This is a genomic window from Streptomyces sp. RPA4-2, from assembly GCF_012273515.2.
Lineage (GTDB): Bacteria > Actinomycetota > Actinomycetes > Streptomycetales > Streptomycetaceae > Streptomyces > Streptomyces kaempferi.
The window spans coordinates 1,818,492-1,839,549 of the sequence record NZ_CP050975.2; the positions used below are offsets into that span (position 1 = coordinate 1,818,492).

The following is a 21,058-nucleotide window of genomic DNA, read 5'->3' on the forward strand; positions in this document are numbered from 1 at the left end:
TCTCGTCGTCAGACTTCGGATACGTGAGGAGGTTCTTCGGATGCGGGGTCAGGAGTGGAACGGCAGGCCGGCGCCGGCCACCGGCTCCAGATCGTCGCCGTCCTCGGCGGGCAGCAGACTCGCGGAGCCGTCGGTCACCGGGACGACGCCCAGTTCCAGTAGCTCGGCCATCGCGGCGCTGCCCGCCATGTCCCGGACCTGGAGCTGGTAGCGGGCCGTCGTCCGGTACGTGCCGCCCGCGTCGTCGCCCGTGCGCTGCAGGAAGCCGGAGTCGGTGAGGAACACGACGGCCTTGCCGACGATGCCGGTGGTCGAGCCGGCGAGTCTTCGCGCGTCCTTGGTGGCGCCGGTGGAGCTGCGCCGGGCCCAGGTCCGCCAGGCCGCCTCCAGCCCCGGGGCCTCGGTCGCCGGATCGGTGTTCTCGCCCAGCTCCTCGGCCCGCTCCTCCAGACGGCGGCAGGCCTGGCGTACGAACGCGTCGACGCCGTTGACCGAGACGCGTCCGATGTATCCGTCGTCGGCCAGGTCCTCCGGCCGTGGGAAGGCCAGGGCGGCCACGGCGAGGTGGGCGAGGCCGTGCAGGAAGCGGTCCACGGAGTCGGCGGAGGTACGGCGCGCGTAGTCGCCCATGCGGACGGCGAAGACGGAGTCCTCGGCGGCCGTGACCGCCATCCCGGCGCGTGCGGACACCTCCAGGACGACCAGTCCGAGCCCGGCGGCCACGGCGTCGGTGAGGCGCGCGAAGGGCGGGTCCTCGCGGTAGCGCCGCAGCAGCTCCGCGTACTCCTGGTCGCGCGCGGGCTGCAGTTTGGGCTGCAGTCCGAAGGCGACGAGCCGCGCCGCGTCGGCGGCGTCGGCGGGCGTGACGGGGGCGCTCGCCGGCGCGGCGACGACGTCCGGCTCGCTCCACTCGACGTGCTGCTCGGTCACGGAAGGGGCTCCTTGTTCAGAGGTACGGGGGCGGGGGCGCCCCGGTGCGGGGTGCGGCGGGCCGCGTGGCTTACCAGGGCCGACCGGCGGGCCGTGGACGGCTCGCGGCTCCCCGGTGCGTGCGACGAGGCGTTCACTTCCGGTCCGCCGCCATCCCCGCCGCGTCCAGCAGGGCCATCCCGACGATGAGATCGGCGCCGCCGAACTCCGGATCGTCCAGTTCGGTGCCGTCGTCCACGGCGAAGAGCAGCTTCTCCTCGCCCTGCCGGTAGGCGGTACCGACCGGCGGGCTGGCCGCGTGGATGGCCAACAGCGCTACGAGATAGGGCAGTTCGCAATCGCGGTCGCGTGCCTCCGCCAGCAGTCCGGAGAGCCGCCGAGGCGCGTCGGCGGGCAGGTCGAGCAGCTCCATGGCGCTCGCGAGCTGCTCGTCGCTGAAGCGGCTGTCGTCCGGGGTGGCGATCAGGTCCGGCTCGGGCATCTCGGCGCCGAGGTGCTCCCGCTCCACGGGCGGGGTCAGCAGGAGGTCGACGAGATCCGTGACGCGGACGGACACGGGGGTGCGCAGACCGGTTCCGCGTGCGAAGAAGGCGTCGGTCACGCGCCGCGCCTGCTCGACGGGCAGCGGCAGCAGGGGGGCGACGAGATGGCCGTAGAGGTCGATGCCGGCGGTCGTCATGGGGGTGGCGAAGGCCTGTCGGTCCTGCTCGGCGCGGAACAGCGGGCCGGCCTCCAGGAGCCTGGACTGCAGCTGTGTGTGCCGGCGGATGCAGTCCTTGACGATGTCGACGAGCTCGGCGGCGCGGCGCTTCTGCTCGGGGTCCTCGGACTCGTCGCGGGCCTTGCGGATGTTGGTGAGGATCGCATTCTCGTGGCGATAGCGGTCCGCGACGTGGTCGAGGGCCTCGGCGATCATGTCGGGCACGGCCTGGAGCCAGTCGACGGCCCGCACATTGCGCCGGGTGGCGTCGAGCGCCCTGCGGAGCGTCTCCGCGTACTGCACGGTCCGGTAGCGGGCCTGCTCGGCGGCGAGCTGGGCGTCCGCGAGCCGGCCACGGCTGATCAGCACCTCCAGCTTGACCTCGGCGGCAATCTGCGCGCTGGTGACGTCGGTGTCGAGGGCGCCGACGAGGACGTTGACCGCCTCGTCCGTCGTACGGAGGTAGACGGTGCCCCCGTAGCCGGGGACCTCTTCGATCAGCTTGAAGTCGTAGTCGCGGCGCACATAGGAGCCGTCGGGCGCGAACGTGCCGTACACGGCCCGGAAGCCGCGGTCGACGCTGCCGACGTTGATCAGGTTCTCCAGGACCCAGCGGGCCACCCGCTCGTGCTCGGCGACGGGGCGCCGGGGTGCCTGCGCGGCGATGCGCGGGAGGAGCCGGGCCACTATCTGGTCGTGGTCGGCTCCGGTGTCGAAGTCCATGTTCAGGGTGACGAGGTCGATGACGGCGAGGGCCACCTCGGCCATGCCGTAGACCGTGTACTCGCCCGCGAGATTCGCCTTGCGCACGTCCAGGTCGTGCAGCGGCGCGGTGCAGGCGAGCGCGCGCAGCCGCCGCGCCAGGCCCTCGTCGGCGGCCGGGCCCGGAGCAAGGCGCGGCGCCGCGCTGAGCTGGGGCGGAACACGGTCCGTCGGTACAGGCGAAGTCACGGTGCACAGACTAGGTCCTCGGTCCGACAACGGTCGAAACGGCGCAGAAGCGACCGCCCGTCACCGGGTTCGCGGTGCGCTCCCGCCCGCCGTGCGCCGACGGCCCGCCCGCGCCTCAGCCGATGCCCTGCGCGCCGTCCGCCACCCGTCGCGCGTAGACCTCCACAACCCTTTCGAGCGAGTCGCCGAGATAGACCGAGAGCAGGTGCTCGGCCCCGTCGCGGTCGCCCGCCCGGAGCGTCTCGAGGATCTCACGGTTCCGGGTGAGGTACGGCTCGTGCAGCCGCCGCGGGTCGTCCACCACATGGAAGGCCAGCCGCAGTTCGGCGAAGACACTGCGCATCACCTCGTCGGTGCGGGAGCTCCCGGCGAGTGCGACGAGCTCCCGGTGGAAGTGGATGTTGGCCGTACCCACGGCTTTCCAGTCGCCTTCGCGGGCCGCCCGCTGCCCCTCCCCGACGGCGTGGGCGAGGTCGTCGAGAGCGTACGGCGGCTCGCCGAGCCCTCGGACCACGGCGCACTCGACGAGGGTGCGGGTGCGGTAGATGTCCTCGACGTCCTCGACCGTCAGTACCCGTACGAAGACCCCGCGGTTGAGCTCGTGGACGAGCAGGCGTTCGTGCGTGAGCAGCCGGAACGCCTCGCGCAGTGTGTTGCGTGACACACCGAGCGCCCCGCCGATGCTGTCCTCGGACAGCCGCGTCCCGGGCAGGAAGTACCCCTCGGCGACCCGGCTCCTGAGGATGTCCGCCACCCGCTCGGCGGTGCTGGTGCGGCCCAGCAGGGCGCGGTCGTCGGCCAGTCCGGTCAGCTCTGCCATACCCGGAATTCAATCGTAGATACAGGAACGAAACAACACGGGTATTGAAGGATCGTTCAACGATCCTCTACCTTGGCGGTCAGGCGGCGCCGCACAGTCCCCACCGCCCGCTCGAACGCGGCGCCCGTCCCTTCCGCACGGCACGGCACGGCACGGCACGGCTCAGTCCACACGCACCCTTCGTCCCTCACTGCGAGGTGCCCATGAGCACGACCCCTCCCCCACAGGCCCTGACCACCGACCCCCATCGGGGCGCGGGTGAACCCGGCTCCCAGGAAGGCGCGTTCGCCTGGCTGCGCGCCCTCGGTCCACGGGGCCGCCGGGCCTTCGCCGGCGCGTTCGGCGGCTACGCCCTCGACTCGTACGACTACTTCACCCTGCCGCTGAGCATGGTCACCCTGGCGGCGTACTTCGGTCTGGACAGCGGCCAGACCGGTCTGTTCACCACCGTCACCCTGGTCGTCTCGGCGGTCGGCGGAGCGATCGCCGGCGTGGTCGCGGACCGGATCGGGCGCGTCAAGGCACTCATGATCACCGTGATCACGTACGCGGTGTTCACCGTGGCCTGCGGATTCGCGCCCAACTACGAGACGCTGCTGGTCTTCCGCGCCCTTCAGGGCCTCGGGTTCGGCGGCGAGTGGGCGGTCGGCGCGATCCTGGTCGCCGAGTACGCGAGCCCGAAGCACCGCGGTCGCACACTCGGCGCGATCCAGAGCTCCTGGGCCGTCGGCTGGGGACTGGCGGTGCTCGTGTACACCCTCGTCTTCCAGTTCCTCGGCGACGACCTCGCGTGGCGCGTGATGTTCTGGACCGGCGCGCTGCCCGCGCTGCTGGTCATCTGGGTGCGCCGCCGGGTGCAGGACGCCCCCGAGGCGGCCGCCGAGCGCGAGAGGAGCGCGGACAAGGGCTCGTTCACAGCGATCTTCAAGCCGGCCACGGCCGAAAACCCCGGTCTGCTGCGCACCACGTTCTTCGCGGTACTGCTCTCCACCGGAGTCCAGGGCGGCTACTACACGCTGGCCACCTGGGTACCCACGTACCTGAAGACGGAGCGGGGCCTGTCCGTGGTCGGCACCGGCAGCTACCTCACGTTCCTGATCTCCGGGGCCTTCATCGGCTACCTCACCGGCGGGTACCTCACCGACAGGCTGGGCCGCAAGCGGAACATCCTGCTCTTCGCGATCCTCTCCGCGGTCTGCGTCCTCATCTACGCCAACCTCCCGAGCGGCGCCAACACGCTTCTCCTCGTGCTCGGTTTCCCGCTCGGCTTCTGCATGTCGGCGATCTTCAGCGGCTTCGGCTCGTTCCTCAGCGAGCTGTATCCCTCGGCGGTGCGCGGCACCGGGCAGGGCTTCACGTACAACACCGGGCGCGCCGTGGGCGCCGTCTTCCCCACCCTGGTCGGCTTCCTGGCCGACAGCTGGGGCGTGGGCGGCGCCCTGGTCTTCGGCGCGATCGGCTACGCACTCGCCGCCCTGGCGCTGATCGGCCTCCCCGAGACCCGTGGAAAGGAACTCCTGTGACGTCCGTGGCTTCCCCGCCCTCCCCGGCCCCCCTGTCCGCCTCGGCCTCCGCGGCTGCCACAGGATCGGCACCTCCCGTGACTCCCACGGCCTCCGCACAACGCCCCTCCAAGGAGCGCCCGTTGCACCCGCTCGGCGAGCACGCACGCGCGTGGACCCCCAAAAAGGCACGGGCCTGGTTCCGTTCGGGCGTGTCGGGCCCGACGGCCGGGATCGCCGCGGGGCACACCCAGGCCAACCTGATCTCGGTGCCCGCCGACTGGGCGTACGACATGCTGCTGTTCTGCCAGCGCAACCCAGGACCCTGTCCGGTCCTCGACGTCACCGACGCCGGCTCCTGGACCACCCCGCTCGCCGACGGCGCGGACCTGCGCACCGATCTGCCCCGCTACCGGGTCTGGGAGAACGGCGAGTTGGTGGACGAGCCCACCGACGTCGTCGGCCGCTGGCGCGACGACCTGGTCTCGTTCCTGATCGGGTGCAGTTTCACCTTCGAGTGGGCGCTCACCGAGGCGGGCGTCCCCCTGCGCCACATCGAACAGGGCCGCAACGTCTCCATGTACGTGACCGCGCGCCGCTGCCGGCCGGCCGGGCGGCTGCACGGCCCCATGGTGGTGTCGATGCGTCCGGTCCCGCCCGAACACCTGGCCGCGGCGATCCGGGAGACCAGCCTCATGCCCGCGGTGCACGGCAGCCCCGTGCACTGCGGGGAACCCTCGGGGCTGGGCATCCGCAGTCTCGCGCACCCCGACTTCGGTGACGCGGTGGACACCGAACCGGACGACATCCCCGTCTTCTGGGCCTGCGGAGTGACTCCCCAGGCGGCCGTGATGGCGTCCCGCCCACCGTTCGCGATCACCCACGCACCCGGGCAGATGTTCCTCACCGACGCCCGTGACGAGCAGTACCGCGTGGCCTGAAGCGGCCCGGAAAGGAGAGACTGCGCCTCATGACCCCGATCGATCTCAACGCCGACCTCGGCGAGGGTTTCGGCCGCTGGCGGCTGACCGACGACGAGCAGTTGCTGTCCGTCGTCACCAGCGCCAATGTGGCCTGCGGATTCCACGCCGGGGACGCGGTCACCATGCGGCGGGTGTGCGAGCTGGCGGCCGAACGGGGCGTACGGATCGGCGCCCAGGTCTCCTACCGCGACCTGGCGGGTTTCGGGCGGCGCGCGATGGACGTGCCGCCCGACGAACTGACGGCCGAAGTGGCCTACCAGATCGGCGCCCTGGAGGTCTTCGCGCGTGCGGCGGGCGCGCGCGTGGCGTACGTGAAGCCGCACGGGGCGCTCTACAACCGCGTCGTGCGCGACGAGGAGCAGGCGGCAGCGGTCGTCGACGGCGTCCTGCTCGCGGACGCCGCACTGCCCGTCCTCGGTCTGCCGTCCTCCCGCTTCCTGAAGCTGGCGGAGCGGGCCGGACTGCCCACGGTCACCGAGGCGTTCGCGGACCGCGCCTACACCGCGGAGGGAACCCTCGTGCCGCGCACCCTGGAGGGCGCGGTGATCACGGACGCCGAGGAGGTCGTCGAACGCTCCCTGGGCCTGGCCCGGTTCGGCACGGTGACGTCCCACACCGGGGAGCCCGTCCCGGTCCGCGCCCGCTCGCTGTGCCTGCACGGGGACACCCCGGGCGCGGTGGAGCTGGCGCGCCGGGTCCGCGCCCGTCTGGAGTCCTCGGGCGTCCGCGTGGAGGCCTTCGTATGAGGGTGTTGCCGGTCGGGGAACGTGCCCTGCTCGTCGAGGTCGCCTCCGGCGAGGCGGCCCAGTCCCTGCACGCCGAGCTGCTGCGCCGCCGCGCCGACGGTTCCCTGTCCGTCCGGGAGATCGTCCCGGCGGCCCGTACGGTCCTGCTGGACGGCGTGGACGACCCGGTGCGTCTGGCGTCACGGCTCCCCGCCTGGGACATCCCGCCGCTGCCCGCGCGCGCGAAGGACGCGGTAGAGATCCCCGTACGCTACGACGGCCCCGACCTGGCCGACGTGGCGGCGCGGTGGGGGGTGCCGGAACACGAGGTGCCGGAGATCCACGCGGCGGCCGAGTTCCGGGTCGCCTTCTGCGGGTTCGCACCCGGATTCGGCTACCTCACCGGACTGCCCTCCCGGTACGACGTGCCGCGCCGGCCGACTCCGCGTACCTCGGTCCCGGCGGGTTCCGTGGCCCTCGCGGGTCCGTACACGGGCGTGTACCCGCGCTCGTCGCCGGGCGGCTGGCAGCTGATCGGCACGACGGACGCGGTGCTGTGGGACCACGCGCGCGTGCCGGCCGCGCTGCTCGCCCCGGGCACCCGGGTCCGGTTCGTAGCGGCGGGGTGCTGATGACCGACCGGGCCCTGTCCGTCGTGCGCGCCGGGGCCCTGACCACCGTCCAGGACCAGGGCCGCCCCGGCCACGCGCACCTCGGTGTCCCCCGCTCCGGCGCGCTGGACGCGCCCGCGGCGGCGCTGGCCAACCGTCTCGTCGGCAACCCCGTCGAGGCGGCCGTCCTGGAGACGACCCTCAACGGCTGCGGCCTGCGCCCGCGTTCGGCGGTCACGGTGGCGGTCGCGGGCGCGCCCTGCCCGGTCGCGGTGGACGGACGCCCGGCTCCCTGGGGTGCGCCGGTACGTGTCCCCGCCGGGGCGCTGCTCGACGTCGGCGCCGCTCGCGCGGGACTGCGCAGCTATGTGGCCGTGTCCGGCGGAATCGCCGTGGACCCGGTCCTCGGCAGCCGCTCCACCGACCTCCTCTCGGGCCTGGGTCCGCCGCCCCTCACGGACGGTACGGTGCTGCCGCTGGGGCACCCCGACGACGTCCCCGCGCGCGTGGACGTGGTTCCGCACCCGGGTCCGCCCACCGAGCTCGTCCTGCGGGTGACGCCGGGTCCGCGCGACGACTGGTTCACCGCCTCCGCCCTGCGCACCCTGGCGACGGCCGCCTACCGGGTGTCCTCGGCGAGCAACCGCATCGGGCTGCGTACGGAAGGGCCCCCACTGGAGAGGGCCGTTTCCGGCGAACTCCCCAGTGAGGGCATGGTGCTGGGCTCCGTGCAGGTGCCGCCCGACGGCAGACCGGTGGTGTTCCTCGCCGACCATCCCACCACCGGGGGCTACCCGGTGATCGCGGTGGTCCGTACGGCCGACCTCTCGGCGGCCGCTCAGGCGGTCCCGGGCACGCCGGTCCGTTTCCTGGTCGTACGCCGACGCTGAGGCGCCGGCGGTCCGCCCCGCTTCCTCATGCGGCGTCCGGCTGTTCGCCCCCGGACAGGGCGGCCAGCGCGGACGCCACGGCGTGCGAGGCACCGAGGTCGAGCCGGGCGCTGGTGCCGCGCGCCCGGTGGCGGATCTCGGCGGCGGCCAGGGTGAGCAGTTGCGGCAACAGGTCGGTGCACCGCCGGGCCACCCATCCCGTCCCGGCGGTGGCCAGCCACCACAGGCTCGCCGAACGGGTGGGCGCGGGGAACTCGGGCTCGGCCGACGGCGCGGGCCCGGTGGCGACGCCCCGCTGTGCGAGGGACATGTGGAAGCGCAGGGCGAGCTGCCGGTGCCCGCGCTCCCCCGGGTGCAGCCGGTCCGCGCTCCACAACGCGCGGTCCGTCAGCCAGGCGCCCTCCGCCGCGTGCACGTGCACCGCGCCGTAGCGCTCGGACAGCGCGTGCACGACCGCGTTGACGGCCCGCTGGCGCCGGGCCAGCGGACGTGCGAGCGCCCCCGGCAGCCCGAGCATCGCACCGGGATCCGGCAGACAGGCGGTCAGGAGCACGGCGCCCTGGTCCCGGAAGGCCGCGTACACCTGGTCGAGCCGGGCGGCCACGGCGTGGATGTCGAAGGTGCACCGCAGAGTGTCGTTCACCCCGATCACGACGGACACCACGTCCGGGCGCAGGGCCAGCGCCTGCGGCGTCTGCCGTTCCAGGACGTCGCGCGTCTGGGCGCCGCTCACCGCGAGGTTGGTGAACTCCACGGACGCCACGGGCCGATCGGACGGTCCGCCGACGGGCCGTCCCGAGGACCCACCGGCCGGCCCACCGGACGACTCGACGGCCGCCCCGTCGGCAACCGCACCCGACGGCTCACCGGCCGCCCCGTGGGCGAACCCGCCAACCACCCCGTGGGCGAACCCGCCAACCGGCCCGCGGCCGAACCCGGCGGCGGCCCCGACCGGCACCGCCTCGGGCACCGCCTCGGGAACCGCCTCCGGCACCCCGCCGGACAACCCGTCGGCGAGCAGCGCCGCCCAGCCCCGCCAGGCCTCTCCCACGGGGTCGCCCACGCCCTCGGTCAGTGAGTCCCCGAGAGCCACGAACCGAAGGGGTCTCATCCGACGCCCTCCTGGAGCCGGGGCCGCACCTCGACGGTCGCGTCGTGCGCCGCGAGGAAGGCCTTCACGGCGGTGTCCCAGCCGAAGCACTCGGCACGCGCGCGTGCCGCTTCCCGGCGCTCGGTCTCGGTACGCCCCAGGAGCAGCCGCACCGCGTCCGCGAAGGAGTCACCGCTGTCCCCGGCGGTGGCCCCGGCGGACCCGACGATCTCGGGCAGCGCGGACAGCGCGCTGGCCACCACGGGGGTACCGCAGGCCATCGCCTCCAGGGCGGCGAGCCCGAACGTCTCGGCGGGGCCCGGCGCCAGACACACGTCCGCCGAGGCCTGCAGCGCGCCCAGCAGCGCACGGTCGGCGACATGCCCGAGGAACGTGACGGGCAGCCGCCGTTCGGCGGCCCGCTGTTCGAGCCGGGCCCGCAGCGGTCCGTCCCCCGCGACGACCAGCACGGCCCGCTCGCCGCGCCGCAGCAGTGCCTCCAGCGCGTCGAGCGCCGTGCCCGGCCGCTTCTCGACGGACAGCCGGGAGCACATCACCAGCAGGACCTGGTCGGCGCGCGCGTACCGGTCGCGCACCGCGGGATCCCGCAGCGTGGGGTGCCGGCCGGCCAGATCGACGCCCAGCGGGGCCCGTACGACGTTACGGGCGCCGATACGGACGAACTCGCGCTCCGCGAACTCCGTCGTGCACACGACCCGTGCGTAGGAGTGCGCCGTACGGATGTTGAGGGCGTCGGCGGTCCTGCGGGCCATCGCCTCGGAGAGCCCCCAGGTCCGCAGCACGCCGTCGGCGGTCTCGTGGGAGACCATCACCGCGGGCACCCGGGCCCGTCGCGCCCACACTCCGGTCCAGCGCAGGGTGGTCCGGTCGGAGACCTCCAGGCGGTCGGGGGCGAGCGACTCCAGGAGGCGGGCGACGCGCCGCTTGTCCGTGAGCACGCGATAGCCGCCGGTTCCGGGCAGCAGCGGACCGGGCACCGTGATCACCCGTCCCTGCTCGGTGTCGGTGTCGCTGACCCGCTCTCCGGGGACGACCAGCACCGGCTCGTGCCCGGCGGCCAGGTAGCCGGCGCCGAGCTCCCGCAGGGCGGTGCGCAGGCCTCCGGAGGAGGGGGCCACGAAGTTGGCCAGCCGTACGATGCGCAGACTCATGCCGCCACCACCGTCCGTGCCGAGAGCACGTCGGCGTAGTGATCGATGAGCTGGTCACCCACGGCCGCCCAGGTGCGGCCCTCGACGGTGGCGCGCCCGGCGGCGCCGTAGTCGGCCCGGCGGGCCGGATCGGCCGCCAGGGCCGCCACGGCGTCGCGTACGGCGGTCGCGTCGCGGGGCGGCACCAGCAGCCCCGTACGGCCGTGTGCCACCAGGTCCAGCGGTCCGCCCGCGGCGGGCGCGACGACGGGGACCCCGCTGGCCATGGCCTCCTGCACGGTCTGGCAGAAGGTCTCGAAGGGGCCGGTGTGCGCGAAGACGTCCAGCGAGGCGAAGATCCGGGCGAGTTCGTCGCCGGTGCGCCGCCCGAGGAAGACGGCGCCGGGCAGCGCCTCGCGCAGCGAGGTCTCGCTGGGCCCGTCGCCCACGATCACGACGCGTACGCCGTCCAGGCCGCAGACCCCGGCGAGCAGTTCGACCTGCTTCTCGGGGGCGAGCCGGCCGACGTAGCCGACGATCAGCTCGCCGTTCGGCGCCAGTTCACGCCGGAGCGCCTCGTCCCGGAGGTCGGGACGGAAGCGGACGGTGTCCACACCGCGCGGCCACAGCCGTACCCGGGGCACACCGTGTGCCTCCAGGTCGTGCAGGGCCGCGCTGGAGGGCGCGAGCGTCCGGTCGGCGGCGGTGTGGACGGAGCGGATCCGCCGCCAGGCGGTGGCTTCGCCGGCACCCATGTACGTACGGGCGTATCCGGCCAGGTCGGTCTGGTAGACGGCCACGGCGGGGATGCCGAGCTTGGCGGCGGCCGCCATGCCGCGCACGCCGAGGATGAAGGGGCTGGCCAGGTGGACGACGTCCGCGCGGTGTTCGGCGAGGGCGGCGGCGACGCGTCGGCTGGGGAGGGCGACGCGGACCTGGGGATAGCCCGGGAGCGGAATGGAGGGGACACGGACGACGGGACACGGCGAGAGGGCGTCGGGCCCGCCCCCGACGGGGGCACCACCCTCTTCGAACGAAGCCGCGAACTTGGGGGAGGTGGCCGGAGCGACGACAAGGGGAGCGTGACCGCGATCGACGAGGTGCCGGGCGGTCTGGAGCGCGCAGTGGGCCACGCCGTTCACATCGGGGGGAAAGGATTCGGTCACGATGACGACACGCATACCGGTGTTCTCGCCGTGCTGGACGTGGTCGCGTCAACGTGGATCTTTCCTGCCGGGGAACGGCCCGTGAGCGTTGTCTCGCACACCTGTCCAGGTCAGCCCGCGGCCATGCCCTCACGCCCCCCGAGTCACCTCTCGTTCATACGGCGGGTGCGTCGGGCCCGATCCGGCTGCGGACGGCCGTCTGGACCTCCGCCTCCTCGGCCGGATCCGACGCGAGCCGGCGCAGCTGATCCACGACGCGGGCGTCACCCGTCTCGGCGTGTCGCGCGGCCACTTCCCGGGTCGACTCCTCGCAGTCCCACAGGCACTCGACGGCGAAGCCCGCGGGGAAGGAGGGATCGGTGGCGGCGAGCGCCCGGGCGGCTCGCCCGCGCAGATGGGACGAGGCGGTCTCGCGGTAGATGTGCCGCAGTACGGGGGCGGCGCAGACGATGCCGAGGCGCCCGGCGCCGTCCACCAGGGTCCACAGCGTCGGCGCGTCGGGGCCTTCGCCGCGTACGGCCTCCCGCAGCGCGCCCAGGACCAGTTCGCTGTCCTTGGTGCCGCCGCGGCAGGCGAGCATCCGGCCCGCGGCGGCGCCCAGGGCGTCGGGCCGGTGCGCCCAGCCGCGCGCCCGGTCGACGGCGGCGACACTGCGCATGCGTTCGAACGCGTCGACGGCGGCCTCCGCGACCGCCGCCGTGCCGTCGCCCACGGCGGCCTCGATCAGCGCCAGGGCGTCCGGATCGTTGCTGTCGGCGAGATAGCGCAGGGCCGTACACCGGGCTCCGTCGCCGCCGCCACGGGCGGCCTCGACGATCTCGGGCCGGTCCTCGGGGGCCGCGACGGCCGTCAGACAGCGCGCGGCCGGCACATGGAGTGCGGCTCCGCGGTCCAGGCCCTGCTGCGCCCACTCGAACACCGCTCGTACGCTCCACCCCGGGCGGGGGCCGGCCGGCCGCATCTGCCGCTGCCATCGGTCGAAGGAGCCCTGTTCCTGGGCCGCGCGCACGCGTGCGGCGATCGCCGGGCGGGGATCGTCGGCCCACAGCCGCCAGGGCCGGGGTTCGAAGGCGTCGCGCACCTGGGCGGTGAGAGCCGCCTCGCCCTCCGGGTCGGCCGGGAAGCGGGCGAGCACGGGCTCGGCGAGGGCCCGCAGGCCCGCGTCGTCGTCGCGCAGGGCCAGCTCGTCCAGGGCCCACGCCCAGTTGGTACCCGAGGCGGCGTACCCGCGCAGCAGCTCCAGGGCGTCCCGCCGGCCGTACGAGGCGAGGTGCCCGAGCACCGCGAGGGCGAGCCCCGTGCGTGACTCGCAGTCGTCGAGGACGTCCTCGGCGTCGAAGAGGTGCCGCTCGATCTCGTCGAGCCCACCGCTCAGATCGAGGTAGAGACGGGCGTAGTACAGGGAGCGGTTCTCCACCTGCCAGTCGTGGCGGGGATCACTCAGCACACAGTGGTTCAGTGCCGCGAGCGCCTCGGCCCGCGGTGCGGTGAGCGCGTGCAGCGTGCCGTCGCCGCGGCCCCTCTGGAGCAGGCCGAGCAGCGTTCCGCTGGGCGCTATGACCGGATCGAACATGGGAAACAGCCTCACATCAAGCGTCGACGCAACCGGGATCCTGCATTACCTGGCCGCGTGACAACACGTCGGAGCGTCCGCCGTTTCTTGCTTGCTGTAGACCATCTTCCTCTGCCTCTCGTCGGTGGCCCATGCGGGCCGCGTCACGGCCCGCGCGGTGCGGCAACACCTGCCCAGCCATCGCGTCCGTGAATCACGACGTCATGATGACTCGGCAGTTCTTCCTGCCGCGACCGTATTTCCGGCGGCCCCGTACCGCCTCCCCCGTTTTCCTTGTCGTGCCTGGTCAGCGTGGTCGGATCAGTGTGCGCCGAACAGTTCGAGCAGTTCCGTCCTGCCGAACATCCGGGCCGTGTCGACGGCCGAGGGGGTGCCCGCGGCCGGATCGGCACCGCTGTCGAGGAGGGCGCGGATGACCGCTTCCTCGCCCTTGAAGACGGCCCCGGCGAGCGGTGTCTGACCCCGGTCGTTGATCCGGTCCGCCTCGGCGCCGCGCTCCAGGAGGGCGCGCACCGCCCCGGCGTGACCGTGGTACGCGGCGAGCATCAGGAGGGAGTCGCCACGGTCGTTGGTGAGGTTGGCCGGAACGCCCGCGTCTACGTACGCCACGAGCGCCTCGGTCTCGCCCCGGCGTGCCAGATCGAAGATCTTGGTCGCCAACTCCACGACCTCGGGGTCGGGGACTTCACTCATCGGCCGGACCACCTCTCACAACGGCGACAACGACAGGAACCACAACAAACGACTGACAACGACTGACAACGACTGACAACGACTGCCCGGCGACCGGCTGACCGACGACCGACCACGGACTGCGGGAGCCTACGACAACGCGCGGAGTGTCATGCGCAGGTTCGTACGACAGCGGGATGTGCGGCCGTACGGGTGAATCGTCAGCGTACTGGCTCCGGCGGCACATGACCGGCCGCCACCGAGGCAAGGATCACCACGATTCCACCAGGAGATACCGGGAGACAACGGGAGTCGGCAGACCCCCTTCGTCCCACCGGAACAGCTCAGTCGAACGAGTGAAATCACAAGAAATCGACCCATTTGCACCTTTTATCGTATGGATACATCCTGTGATCCTGGAACAACTCATGGTGACTGTCCCCGCGAACCAGGAGAGCACAAATGATTCTGTCCATGTCAGGCGTCGTCCTGCTCGGCATCATCGTCTTCCTCTTTTTCCGCAAGGACGGGCTCAAGGCGTCGCACGCCATGACGTCCGCGCTCTTCGGCTTCTATCTCGCCAGCACGGCCATCGCGCCGAGCATCAAGGCCGGCGGCGAGAGCCTGGCGAGCCTCCTGGGCGGGATCAAGTTCTGACGTCCCCGCCCATCGCACGCACCTTCAGGAGACAGCAGTGGCCCGGCGCCCCCTCCCCCGCATCCTCAGCAACGGCAGCGCACAGATCGCCCGAAGCCGGGAGCTGGCCCGGACGGCAGCCGACAGCGCCACCGACGTTCTCCAGCCGCTGATCACGGTCGCCCGTGGACTGCGCCGCCTGGCAGGTGCCGGGCAGCGCAAGTGGGCCGAGACCCCCAAGGACGGGCGCGGGCCGCTGCTGTTCCTGGTGGCCTCGGTGATCCTGGTCGTGGCACTGGTGTCGTACGGACCGCTGCTCGCCGCCATCACCCTGATGGCGGCGGCAGCCTGGTACGGCCGCGACCGCACCCCGCCGGCGCCCTCGGGCCCCGACGAGGCTCAGGTCAAACGCCTCCAATCGCTCTACGAGGCACTCGTCCCGTACTTCTCCGTGGCCGAGGACCCCGCTCCCCTCTACGCCCACGGCGGCGACTGGGAGAAGGCCTTCCCCACCCACGACTTCGACGGCGACGGACGCGTGTCCCGCCTCCTCGTCCGTTATCCGGCGTACTTCACGGACGGGGAGGCGATCTCCCGGGCCCGGATCGAACAGCTGCTGCAGGCCAAGTCGGGCCGTGGCCGCGAATACCACTTCGCGTGGGAGCAGGAGGGCAACGAACTCACGGTCACCGTGCTGCCGCCGCTGCCCACCGACATCGCCGCCCAGCGCTTCGTCACCGCGCCCGGTGAGACGGTCCTCGGCTTCACCGACCCGGCCGACGTCCAGCGCACGCTCCCCCTCGGCTTCGGCGAGGCCCAGCGCGACGTCCCGCCGGTCGTCTGGCGCACCGGCGCCCGCTCGACGGAACCGCACCTGCTGGTCGCGGGCGAGCCGGGCAGCGGTCTGTCCACGCTGGTGCGCTCCATCGCCCTGCAGGCCCTCGAGTACGGTGACGTCGTCATCGTCGACGGCGGCGGCACCGGCGAGTACGCGTGCCTGACCGGCCGGGACGGTGTGCTCGCCGTCGAGTCCGGCCTCGCCGGAGCGCTCGCCAGTCTGGAATGGGCGGCGCACGAGACGGAGCGGCGCCTGCTTTCCGCGAACCACGCCCGGCAGGCCGGGCATCCCGCCCCGGAGGACATCAAGAACCCGCTCTGGATCCTGCTGGACCGTCCGGGCACGCTCGGGCACCTCGCCGCCGCCGACGGCCACCGGGATCCCCAGGACCTTCTCGAGGTGCCGCTGCGGCACGGGCGCGCGGCGGGCGTCACGGTCGTCGTGGCCGAGCAGTTCGACAGCCTCGACTCCCTCGGCGAGGCAGTCCGCCAGCACACCCGCGCGCGTGTGGTGCTCGGTTCCGCGACGGCCCCGCAACTGGAGGCCGTGCTCGGGGCGCCGCCGCACACCACTCCGCCCCAGAGCGTGCCGCCCGGCCGCGGATACGCCCGGCTCGGCGCCGGCCCCGTCCTGCGCCTCCAGGTCCCGGCCACCCCGGACCCCTACGACGACGCGACGAGCGAGACGCAGCGCCGCGCGGTACTGGACCTCCTGCCGGTCCGGACGGCCCCGGCCGACCCGGAGCCGGTCCCGGCCGCGGCGGAACCGGCGGCGGCGGAAGGCTGACCCTCGCCCTCGGACACCGGGCGGGCCGGCCACGCCGACCCGCCCGGATCGAGCTAGGGCGTGTTGCGAAAGTCCCGCCTGCCTCGCGACGCCTGGCACGCACTCTCGCCGCACCGGGCGAAAACCCGAGTACGTCCAGTACGCGGGCTTCCGCCCGGCCCACCGAGAGACGCACCCGCCCTCCGGGCGGACGACGGGACTTATCGCAACACGCCCTAGGCCACGAACGTGCGAGGACCCTCGTTCCCCGCGCTCGCCCCCGTCTCCACCAACCGCGCCGCCGCGGCCAACCGCACCGCCGCCTCGTCCGCGACCGCGCCCCCGACCGTGAACGGCAGCCGCACATACCCCTCGAACGCCCCGTCGACCCCGAAGCGCGGTCCTGACGGCACCCGTACGCCCACCCGCTCGCCCACCTCGGCGAGCCGCGACCCCGACAGCCCCCCGGTGCGCACCCACAGCGTCAGCCCGCCCCGCGGGACGGAGAACTCCCAGTCGGGCAGCTCCCGGCGTACGGCGGTGACGAGCGCGTCCCGGTTCTCCCGGGCCTGTTCCCGCCGGATGGCCACCGCCTGTTCCCAACCTCCCGTACTGAACAGCCAGTTCACGGCCAGCTGCTCCAGCACGGGCGTGCCGAGGTCGGCGTACGCGCGCGCGGCGACGAGACTGCGGATCACGTCGGGGGCCGCCCGCACCCAGCCGATGCGCATCCCCGCCCAGAACGCCTTGCTGGCCGATCCGACCGTGATGACCGTGGACCCGGCGGGATCGAAGCCGCACACGGGACGGGGCATGGACAGCCCGTCCTCCAGGTACAGCTCGCTCATCGTCTCGTCGACCACCAGGACGGTCCCGGCGGAACGGGCCGCGTCCACCAGCCTGCGCCGCTGGTCCTCGTCCGCGAGGGCCCCCGTCGGATTGTGGAAGTCGGCGACGACATAGGCGAGCCGGGGCGCCGCGTCGCGCAGGACCTGCCGCCAGCGGTCCATGTCCCACCCGGCGAGCCCCTCGGCCATGGCGACGGGCACGAGCCGAGCGCCGGCCTCCCGCATCAACTGGAGGATGTTGGCGTACGAGGGCGACTCGACGGCGATGCGCTCGCCGCGCCCGGCGAAGAGATGACAGATGGCGTCGATCGCGCCCATCGCACCCGTGGTCACCATGACCTGCTCGGGCATGGTCGGAATGCCGCGCCTCGTGTACCCCTCGGCGATCATCGCGCGCAGCGCGGGCAGCCCCGCCGGATAGTCGCCGTGCGTGTGCGCGTACGGGGGCAGTTCCTCCAGGGCGCCCTGCACGGCGCGGGTGAGCCACGGCTCGGGCGCCGGCAGCGACGCGCAGCCGAGGTCGATCATGGACCCGAGGGCCTCGGGGGGCAGCGGCTCCAGCCCGCGCGCGGGCAGCGGGTTCCCGGCGGGGACGGCGGTCCAGCTGCCGGCTCCCCTGCGCGACTCCAGGAATCCTTCGCCGCGCAGGGCCTCGTAGGCCGCCGCGACCGTCGTACGGCTGACGGACAGGGCCAACGCGAGTTCCCGCTCGGCGGGCAGCCGCGCGGCGACCGGTACCCGGCCCTCCAGCACGAGCAGCCGCACGCCGTCGGCGAGCGCGCGATAGGCGGGCGGCCGCCGGGCGCCCGGCCCCGGGGGGCGTTCCTGCTGGGAGTTGAGCAGCCGGGCGAGCTGCGCGGCACCCATCGCCGATGTCCACTGCGCCATGATGTCCAGTCCACCTTCCCCGGATTGGCCTTGGATGGCGTCCTCCATCAAGCCACAGAATGGCACGAGCCAGGCCACTGGCACCACCACAGGCACCACCCAGGGGGGCACGTCATGTCCACATCCGCCGACTCCGCGCCGGCCGACGCCGCACCGGTCGACCACGCGCTTAAGCCGATCCGCCGCCATCCCGCACCACCCGCCTCGGCACCACCCGCCTCCCCGCCACACGGCTCGACCCCCGCCGCATCCCCGCGCGCCCAGCCCGCGCACACCGAGCCCACCCGCCCCGAAACCGGACGGCACCTCCCGCGACGTCTCGTCCAGCTGTACGCGGGCCTCGCGCTGTACGGCGCGAGTTCGGCCCTGCTCGTGGAGGCGGGGCTCGGCCTGGAGCCCTGGAACGTGCTGCACCAGGGGCTCGCCGAGCTGACCGGTCTGACGATCGGCGTGGTGTCGATCTTCGTGGGCGCGGCGGTGTTGCTCCTGTGGATCCCCCTGCGTCAGCGGCCGGGCCTCGGCACGATCTCGAACGTGTTCGTGGTGGGCATCGCGATGGACGGCACGCTCGCCCTGGTACCCGACACGCACTCGCTGGCCGTACGCGTCCCCCTGATGCTGGCGGGCATCGTGCTGAACGGCCTCGCGACGGGCCTCTACATCTCCGCCCGTTTCGGTCCGGGTCCGCGCGACGGTCTGATGACGGGTCTGCACCGGCGTACGGACCGCTCGATCCGCCTGGTCCGCACGGTCCTCGAAGTCGCCGTGGTCGCGGCCGGATTCGCGCTCGGCGGCACCGTCGGCATCGGCACCGTGCTGTACGCCGTCGCGATCGGCCCCCTCGCCCAGCTCTTCCTGCGGGCGTTCGCCGTCCGCCGGGCACCGACCGGCAGCACGGTCGTTGCCACCGGTCAACCGGAGGGCGCGATACTTCCAGGGTGAGCACGCGCATACGCCATCCGTACCTGGACCACCCCGGCCCGATCGCCTTCGCCCACCGCGGCGGGGCGGCGGACGGCCTGGAGAACACCGTCGCCCAGTTCCGGCGGGCGGTGGCGACGGGCTACCGCTACATCGAGACGGATGTGCACGCGACGGCGGACGGCAAGCTCGTCGCCTTCCACGACACGACCCTCGACCGGGTGACGGACGGCGCGGGCCGCATCGCGGACCTCCCGTGGGAGGACGTGAGCCACGCGCGTGTGGCGGGCAAGGAGCCAGTACCCCTCTTCGAGGAACTCCTCGAGATCTTTCCCGAGGTGCGCTGGAACGTGGACGTCAAGGCGGAGCCCGCCCTCCATCCCCTGCTCAACCTCATCGGCCGCACCGACGCCTGGGACCGCGTCTGCGTCGGCTCCTTCTCCGAGGCGCGCGTCTTCCGCGCCCAGCGCCTGGCGGGTCCCCGCCTGGCCACCTCGTACGGCACCAAGGGCGTCCTGGGGCTGCGGCTGCGGTCGTACGGCATACCGGCCGCGCTGCGCGACTCGGCGATCGCCGCCCAGGTGCCCGAGTCCCAGTCGGGCGTGCCGGTGGTCGACCGGCGCTTCGTGCGCGCCGCCCACGCGCGCGGCCTGCAGGTCCACGTGTGGACGGTGAACGATCCGGATCGCATGCACCGGCTCCTGGACCTGGGAGTCGATGGCATCATGACCGATCACATCGACACGCTGCGCGGGGTCCTTGAGGACCGGGGCACCTGGGTCTAGCCCTCTCGCGCGGTCCGTTCGGTCCATTCGGTCCATTCGGTCCGTTCAAGGTTGGTTCAGGGTCAGTTCAGCCGGAAGCGAGGGGCACGGGTGGGCACCGACACCGTGCGGGCACGGGCGACCGACGAGGTCGCCGAGCGACGCCGTGAGCAACACGGCTGGTACTTCTACGACTGGGCCTGCTCCGTCTACTCGACGAGCGTGCTCACCGTGTTCCTGGGTCCCTATCTCACGGCGGTCGCCAAGCACGCGGCGGACGCGGACGGATTCGTGCACCCGCTGGGGATCCCGATCCGGGCCGGCTCCTTCTTCGCCTACGCGGTCTCCGCCTCCGTCATCCTGTCGATCTTCGTGATGCCGATGGCCGGCGCGGCGGCCGACCGCACCGGACGCAAGAAGCCGCTACTCGCCGCGTCCGCGTACCTCGGCGCCGCGGCCACGACGGGCATGTTCTTCCTGGGCGGGGACCGCTACCTGCTCGGCGGTGTGCTGCTGGTCGTCGCCAACGCCTCGGTGGCCGTGTCGATGGTGCTCTACAACTCCTACCTGCCGCAGATCGCGCCACCCGAGGAGCGCGACGCGGTCTCGTCCCGCGGCTGGGCCTTCGGCTACGCGGCGGGCTCGCTGGTCCTGATCGCCAACCTCGTGCTGTTCACGGCCCACGACTCCTTCGGCGTCTCCGAGTCGACGGCCGTCCGCATCTGCCTGGCCTCGGCCGGCGTCTGGTGGGGCGCCTTCACGCTCGTACCGCTCAAGCGGCTGCGCGACCGCCCTACGGCCGCCGACGGGAGGTCGCCGGCGCACGGTTGGCGGCAGCTGGCGGCCACCGTGCGCGACATGCGCGGCAAACCGCTCACCCTCTCCTTCCTGTTCGCCTACCTGGTCTACAACGACGGCATCCAGACGGTGATCTCGCAGGCGTCGGTGTACGGGTCCGAGGAGCTGGGCCTGAGCCAGTCGACGCTGATCGTCGCCGTGCTGCTGGTGCAGGTGCTCGCGGTCGGAGGCGCACTGGGCATGGGACGGCTGGCACGCGTGTACGGGGCCAAACGGACCATCCTCGGTTCACTCGTCGCCTGGACGGTGACACTCGCCGCCGGGTACTTCCTGCCCGCCGGCGCGCCGGTGTGGTTCTTCGTCCTCGCCGCCGGCATCGGCCTCGTCCTGGGCGGCAGCCAGGCCCTGTCGCGCTCCCTGTTCTCGCACCTCGTACCGAGCGGTAAGGAGGCCGAGTACTTCTCCGCGTACGAGATGAGCGACCGGGGGATGAGCTGGTTGGGCCCGCTTCTGTTCGGTTTGACCTACCAACTGACGGGAAGTTATCGGGACGCGATCATCTCGCTCGTGGCCTTCTTCGTCATCGGATTCGCGCTGCTCGCGAGGGTTCCGGTGGGGCAGGCGATCCGCGACGCGGGAAATCCCGTACCGGACAGGATTTAGCACCAGAGGCCAAAGGACGGTAGTGTACGCGTTTGGCCTGCCAGGCGTACCGTTACTGCGCGTCAAAGATACTGAAGCGTTGGGTGACATCTGCTGCCAGATGTGACAAACCGGGTGCCGGTGGGTACAACAAGGGGCGGCTACGACGGCGACGCATGACCCGGAACGGGAAT

19 protein-coding genes are annotated in these 21,058 nt (G+C 72.8%); 10 read left to right on the forward strand and 9 right to left on the reverse strand.

Annotation, left to right across the window (positions count from 1 at the left end):
• Positions 1-48: 48 nt before the first annotated feature.
• From HEP85_RS07575 to HEP85_RS07585, 3 genes are all read right to left on the reverse strand, one after another.
• Positions 49-930 carry a hypothetical protein gene (locus HEP85_RS07575; RefSeq protein WP_369657638.1) on the reverse strand — a complete coding sequence of 294 codons (882 nt, stop codon included), beginning with the start codon at positions 928-930 and terminating at the stop codon, positions 49-51.
• Between the two features lie 133 nt (positions 931-1,063).
• Positions 1,064-2,581, reverse strand: a complete 1,518-nt coding sequence (locus HEP85_RS07580; protein WP_168527111.1) for a hypothetical protein — start codon at positions 2,579-2,581, stop codon at positions 1,064-1,066.
• 115 nt (positions 2,582-2,696) lie between these two features.
• Positions 2,697-3,401 (reverse strand): GntR family transcriptional regulator, encoded by a 705-nt coding sequence (locus tag HEP85_RS07585; RefSeq protein WP_168527112.1) that lies wholly within the window; start codon positions 3,399-3,401, stop codon positions 2,697-2,699.
• Between the two features lie 203 nt (positions 3,402-3,604).
• Here HEP85_RS07585 and HEP85_RS07590 point away from each other — a divergent pair, with 203 nt between their 5' ends.
• The 5 genes from HEP85_RS07590 (at position 3,605) to HEP85_RS07610 (ending at position 8,112) form a co-directional block, all read left to right on the forward strand.
• On the forward strand, positions 3,605-4,924 hold the full coding sequence (locus tag HEP85_RS07590) for an MFS transporter (RefSeq protein WP_168527113.1): 1,320 nt from the start codon (positions 3,605-3,607) through the stop codon (positions 4,922-4,924).
• Between the two features lie 77 nt (positions 4,925-5,001).
• Complete coding sequence (locus HEP85_RS07595; protein ID WP_369657639.1) at positions 5,002-5,844, forward strand: putative hydro-lyase; 843 nt, start codon at positions 5,002-5,004, stop codon at positions 5,842-5,844.
• 29 nt (positions 5,845-5,873) lie between these two features.
• On the forward strand, positions 5,874-6,632 hold the full coding sequence (locus HEP85_RS07600; protein WP_168527114.1) for a LamB/YcsF family protein: 759 nt from the start codon (positions 5,874-5,876) through the stop codon (positions 6,630-6,632).
• Positions 6,629-7,243, forward strand: coding sequence for an allophanate hydrolase subunit 1 (locus HEP85_RS07605; protein ID WP_365225006.1), 615 nt, complete (start codon positions 6,629-6,631; stop codon positions 7,241-7,243). Before HEP85_RS07600 ends, HEP85_RS07605 begins: the two co-directional genes overlap by 4 nt.
• On the forward strand, positions 7,243-8,112 hold the full coding sequence (locus HEP85_RS07610; protein WP_369657640.1) for a biotin-dependent carboxyltransferase family protein: 870 nt from the start codon (positions 7,243-7,245) through the stop codon (positions 8,110-8,112). The genes HEP85_RS07605 and HEP85_RS07610 overlap by 1 nt, the downstream gene beginning before the upstream one ends.
• Before the next feature lie 25 nt (positions 8,113-8,137).
• Here HEP85_RS07610 and HEP85_RS07615 read toward each other — a convergent pair whose 3' ends face one another.
• The 5 genes from HEP85_RS07615 to HEP85_RS07635 form a co-directional block, all read right to left on the reverse strand.
• Positions 8,138-9,223 (reverse strand): SGNH/GDSL hydrolase family protein, encoded by a 1,086-nt coding sequence (locus HEP85_RS07615; protein WP_348772386.1) that lies wholly within the window; start codon positions 9,221-9,223, stop codon positions 8,138-8,140.
• On the reverse strand, positions 9,220-10,374 hold the full coding sequence (locus HEP85_RS07620; protein WP_168527115.1) for a glycosyltransferase: 1,155 nt from the start codon (positions 10,372-10,374) through the stop codon (positions 9,220-9,222). The genes HEP85_RS07615 and HEP85_RS07620 overlap by 4 nt, the downstream gene beginning before the upstream one ends.
• A complete protein-coding gene (locus HEP85_RS07625; protein ID WP_168527116.1) occupies positions 10,371-11,534 on the reverse strand; it encodes a glycosyltransferase family 1 protein in 1,164 nt (387 codons plus the stop codon). Before HEP85_RS07625 ends, HEP85_RS07620 begins: the two co-directional genes overlap by 4 nt.
• A 139-nt stretch (positions 11,535-11,673) precedes the next feature.
• Complete coding sequence (locus tag HEP85_RS07630; protein ID WP_329525855.1) at positions 11,674-13,092, reverse strand: HEAT repeat domain-containing protein; 1,419 nt, start codon at positions 13,090-13,092, stop codon at positions 11,674-11,676.
• Between the two features lie 300 nt (positions 13,093-13,392).
• Positions 13,393-13,785, reverse strand: coding sequence for an ankyrin repeat domain-containing protein (locus HEP85_RS07635; RefSeq protein ID WP_168527118.1), 393 nt, complete (start codon positions 13,783-13,785; stop codon positions 13,393-13,395).
• A 441-nt stretch (positions 13,786-14,226) separates the two neighbouring features.
• Here HEP85_RS07635 and HEP85_RS07640 point away from each other — a divergent pair, with 441 nt between their 5' ends.
• Positions 14,227-14,421 (forward strand): hypothetical protein, encoded by a 195-nt coding sequence (locus HEP85_RS07640; protein WP_168527119.1) that lies wholly within the window; start codon positions 14,227-14,229, stop codon positions 14,419-14,421.
• A gap of 37 nt (positions 14,422-14,458) precedes the next feature.
• A complete protein-coding gene (locus HEP85_RS07645; protein ID WP_329525856.1) occupies positions 14,459-16,024 on the forward strand; it encodes a hypothetical protein in 1,566 nt (521 codons plus the stop codon).
• 215 nt (positions 16,025-16,239) lie between these two features.
• Here the strand turns inward: HEP85_RS07645 and HEP85_RS07650 are convergent, their stop codons facing one another.
• Positions 16,240-17,739 carry a PLP-dependent aminotransferase family protein gene (locus HEP85_RS07650; RefSeq protein ID WP_329286261.1) on the reverse strand — a complete coding sequence of 500 codons (1,500 nt, stop codon included), beginning with the start codon at positions 17,737-17,739 and terminating at the stop codon, positions 16,240-16,242.
• A gap of 327 nt (positions 17,740-18,066) precedes the next feature.
• Between HEP85_RS07650 and HEP85_RS07655 the strand changes: the two genes are divergently transcribed.
• From HEP85_RS07655 to HEP85_RS07665, 3 genes are all read left to right on the forward strand, one after another.
• A complete protein-coding gene (locus HEP85_RS07655) occupies positions 18,067-18,681 on the forward strand; it encodes a YitT family protein (protein ID WP_168533422.1) in 615 nt (204 codons plus the stop codon).
• On the forward strand, positions 18,678-19,445 hold the full coding sequence (locus tag HEP85_RS07660) for a glycerophosphodiester phosphodiesterase (protein WP_168527120.1): 768 nt from the start codon (positions 18,678-18,680) through the stop codon (positions 19,443-19,445). The genes HEP85_RS07655 and HEP85_RS07660 overlap by 4 nt, the downstream gene beginning before the upstream one ends.
• A 90-nt stretch (positions 19,446-19,535) precedes the next feature.
• Positions 19,536-20,885 (forward strand): MFS transporter, encoded by a 1,350-nt coding sequence (locus HEP85_RS07665; protein ID WP_168527121.1) that lies wholly within the window; start codon positions 19,536-19,538, stop codon positions 20,883-20,885.
• Positions 20,886-21,058: the final 173 nt, after the last annotated feature.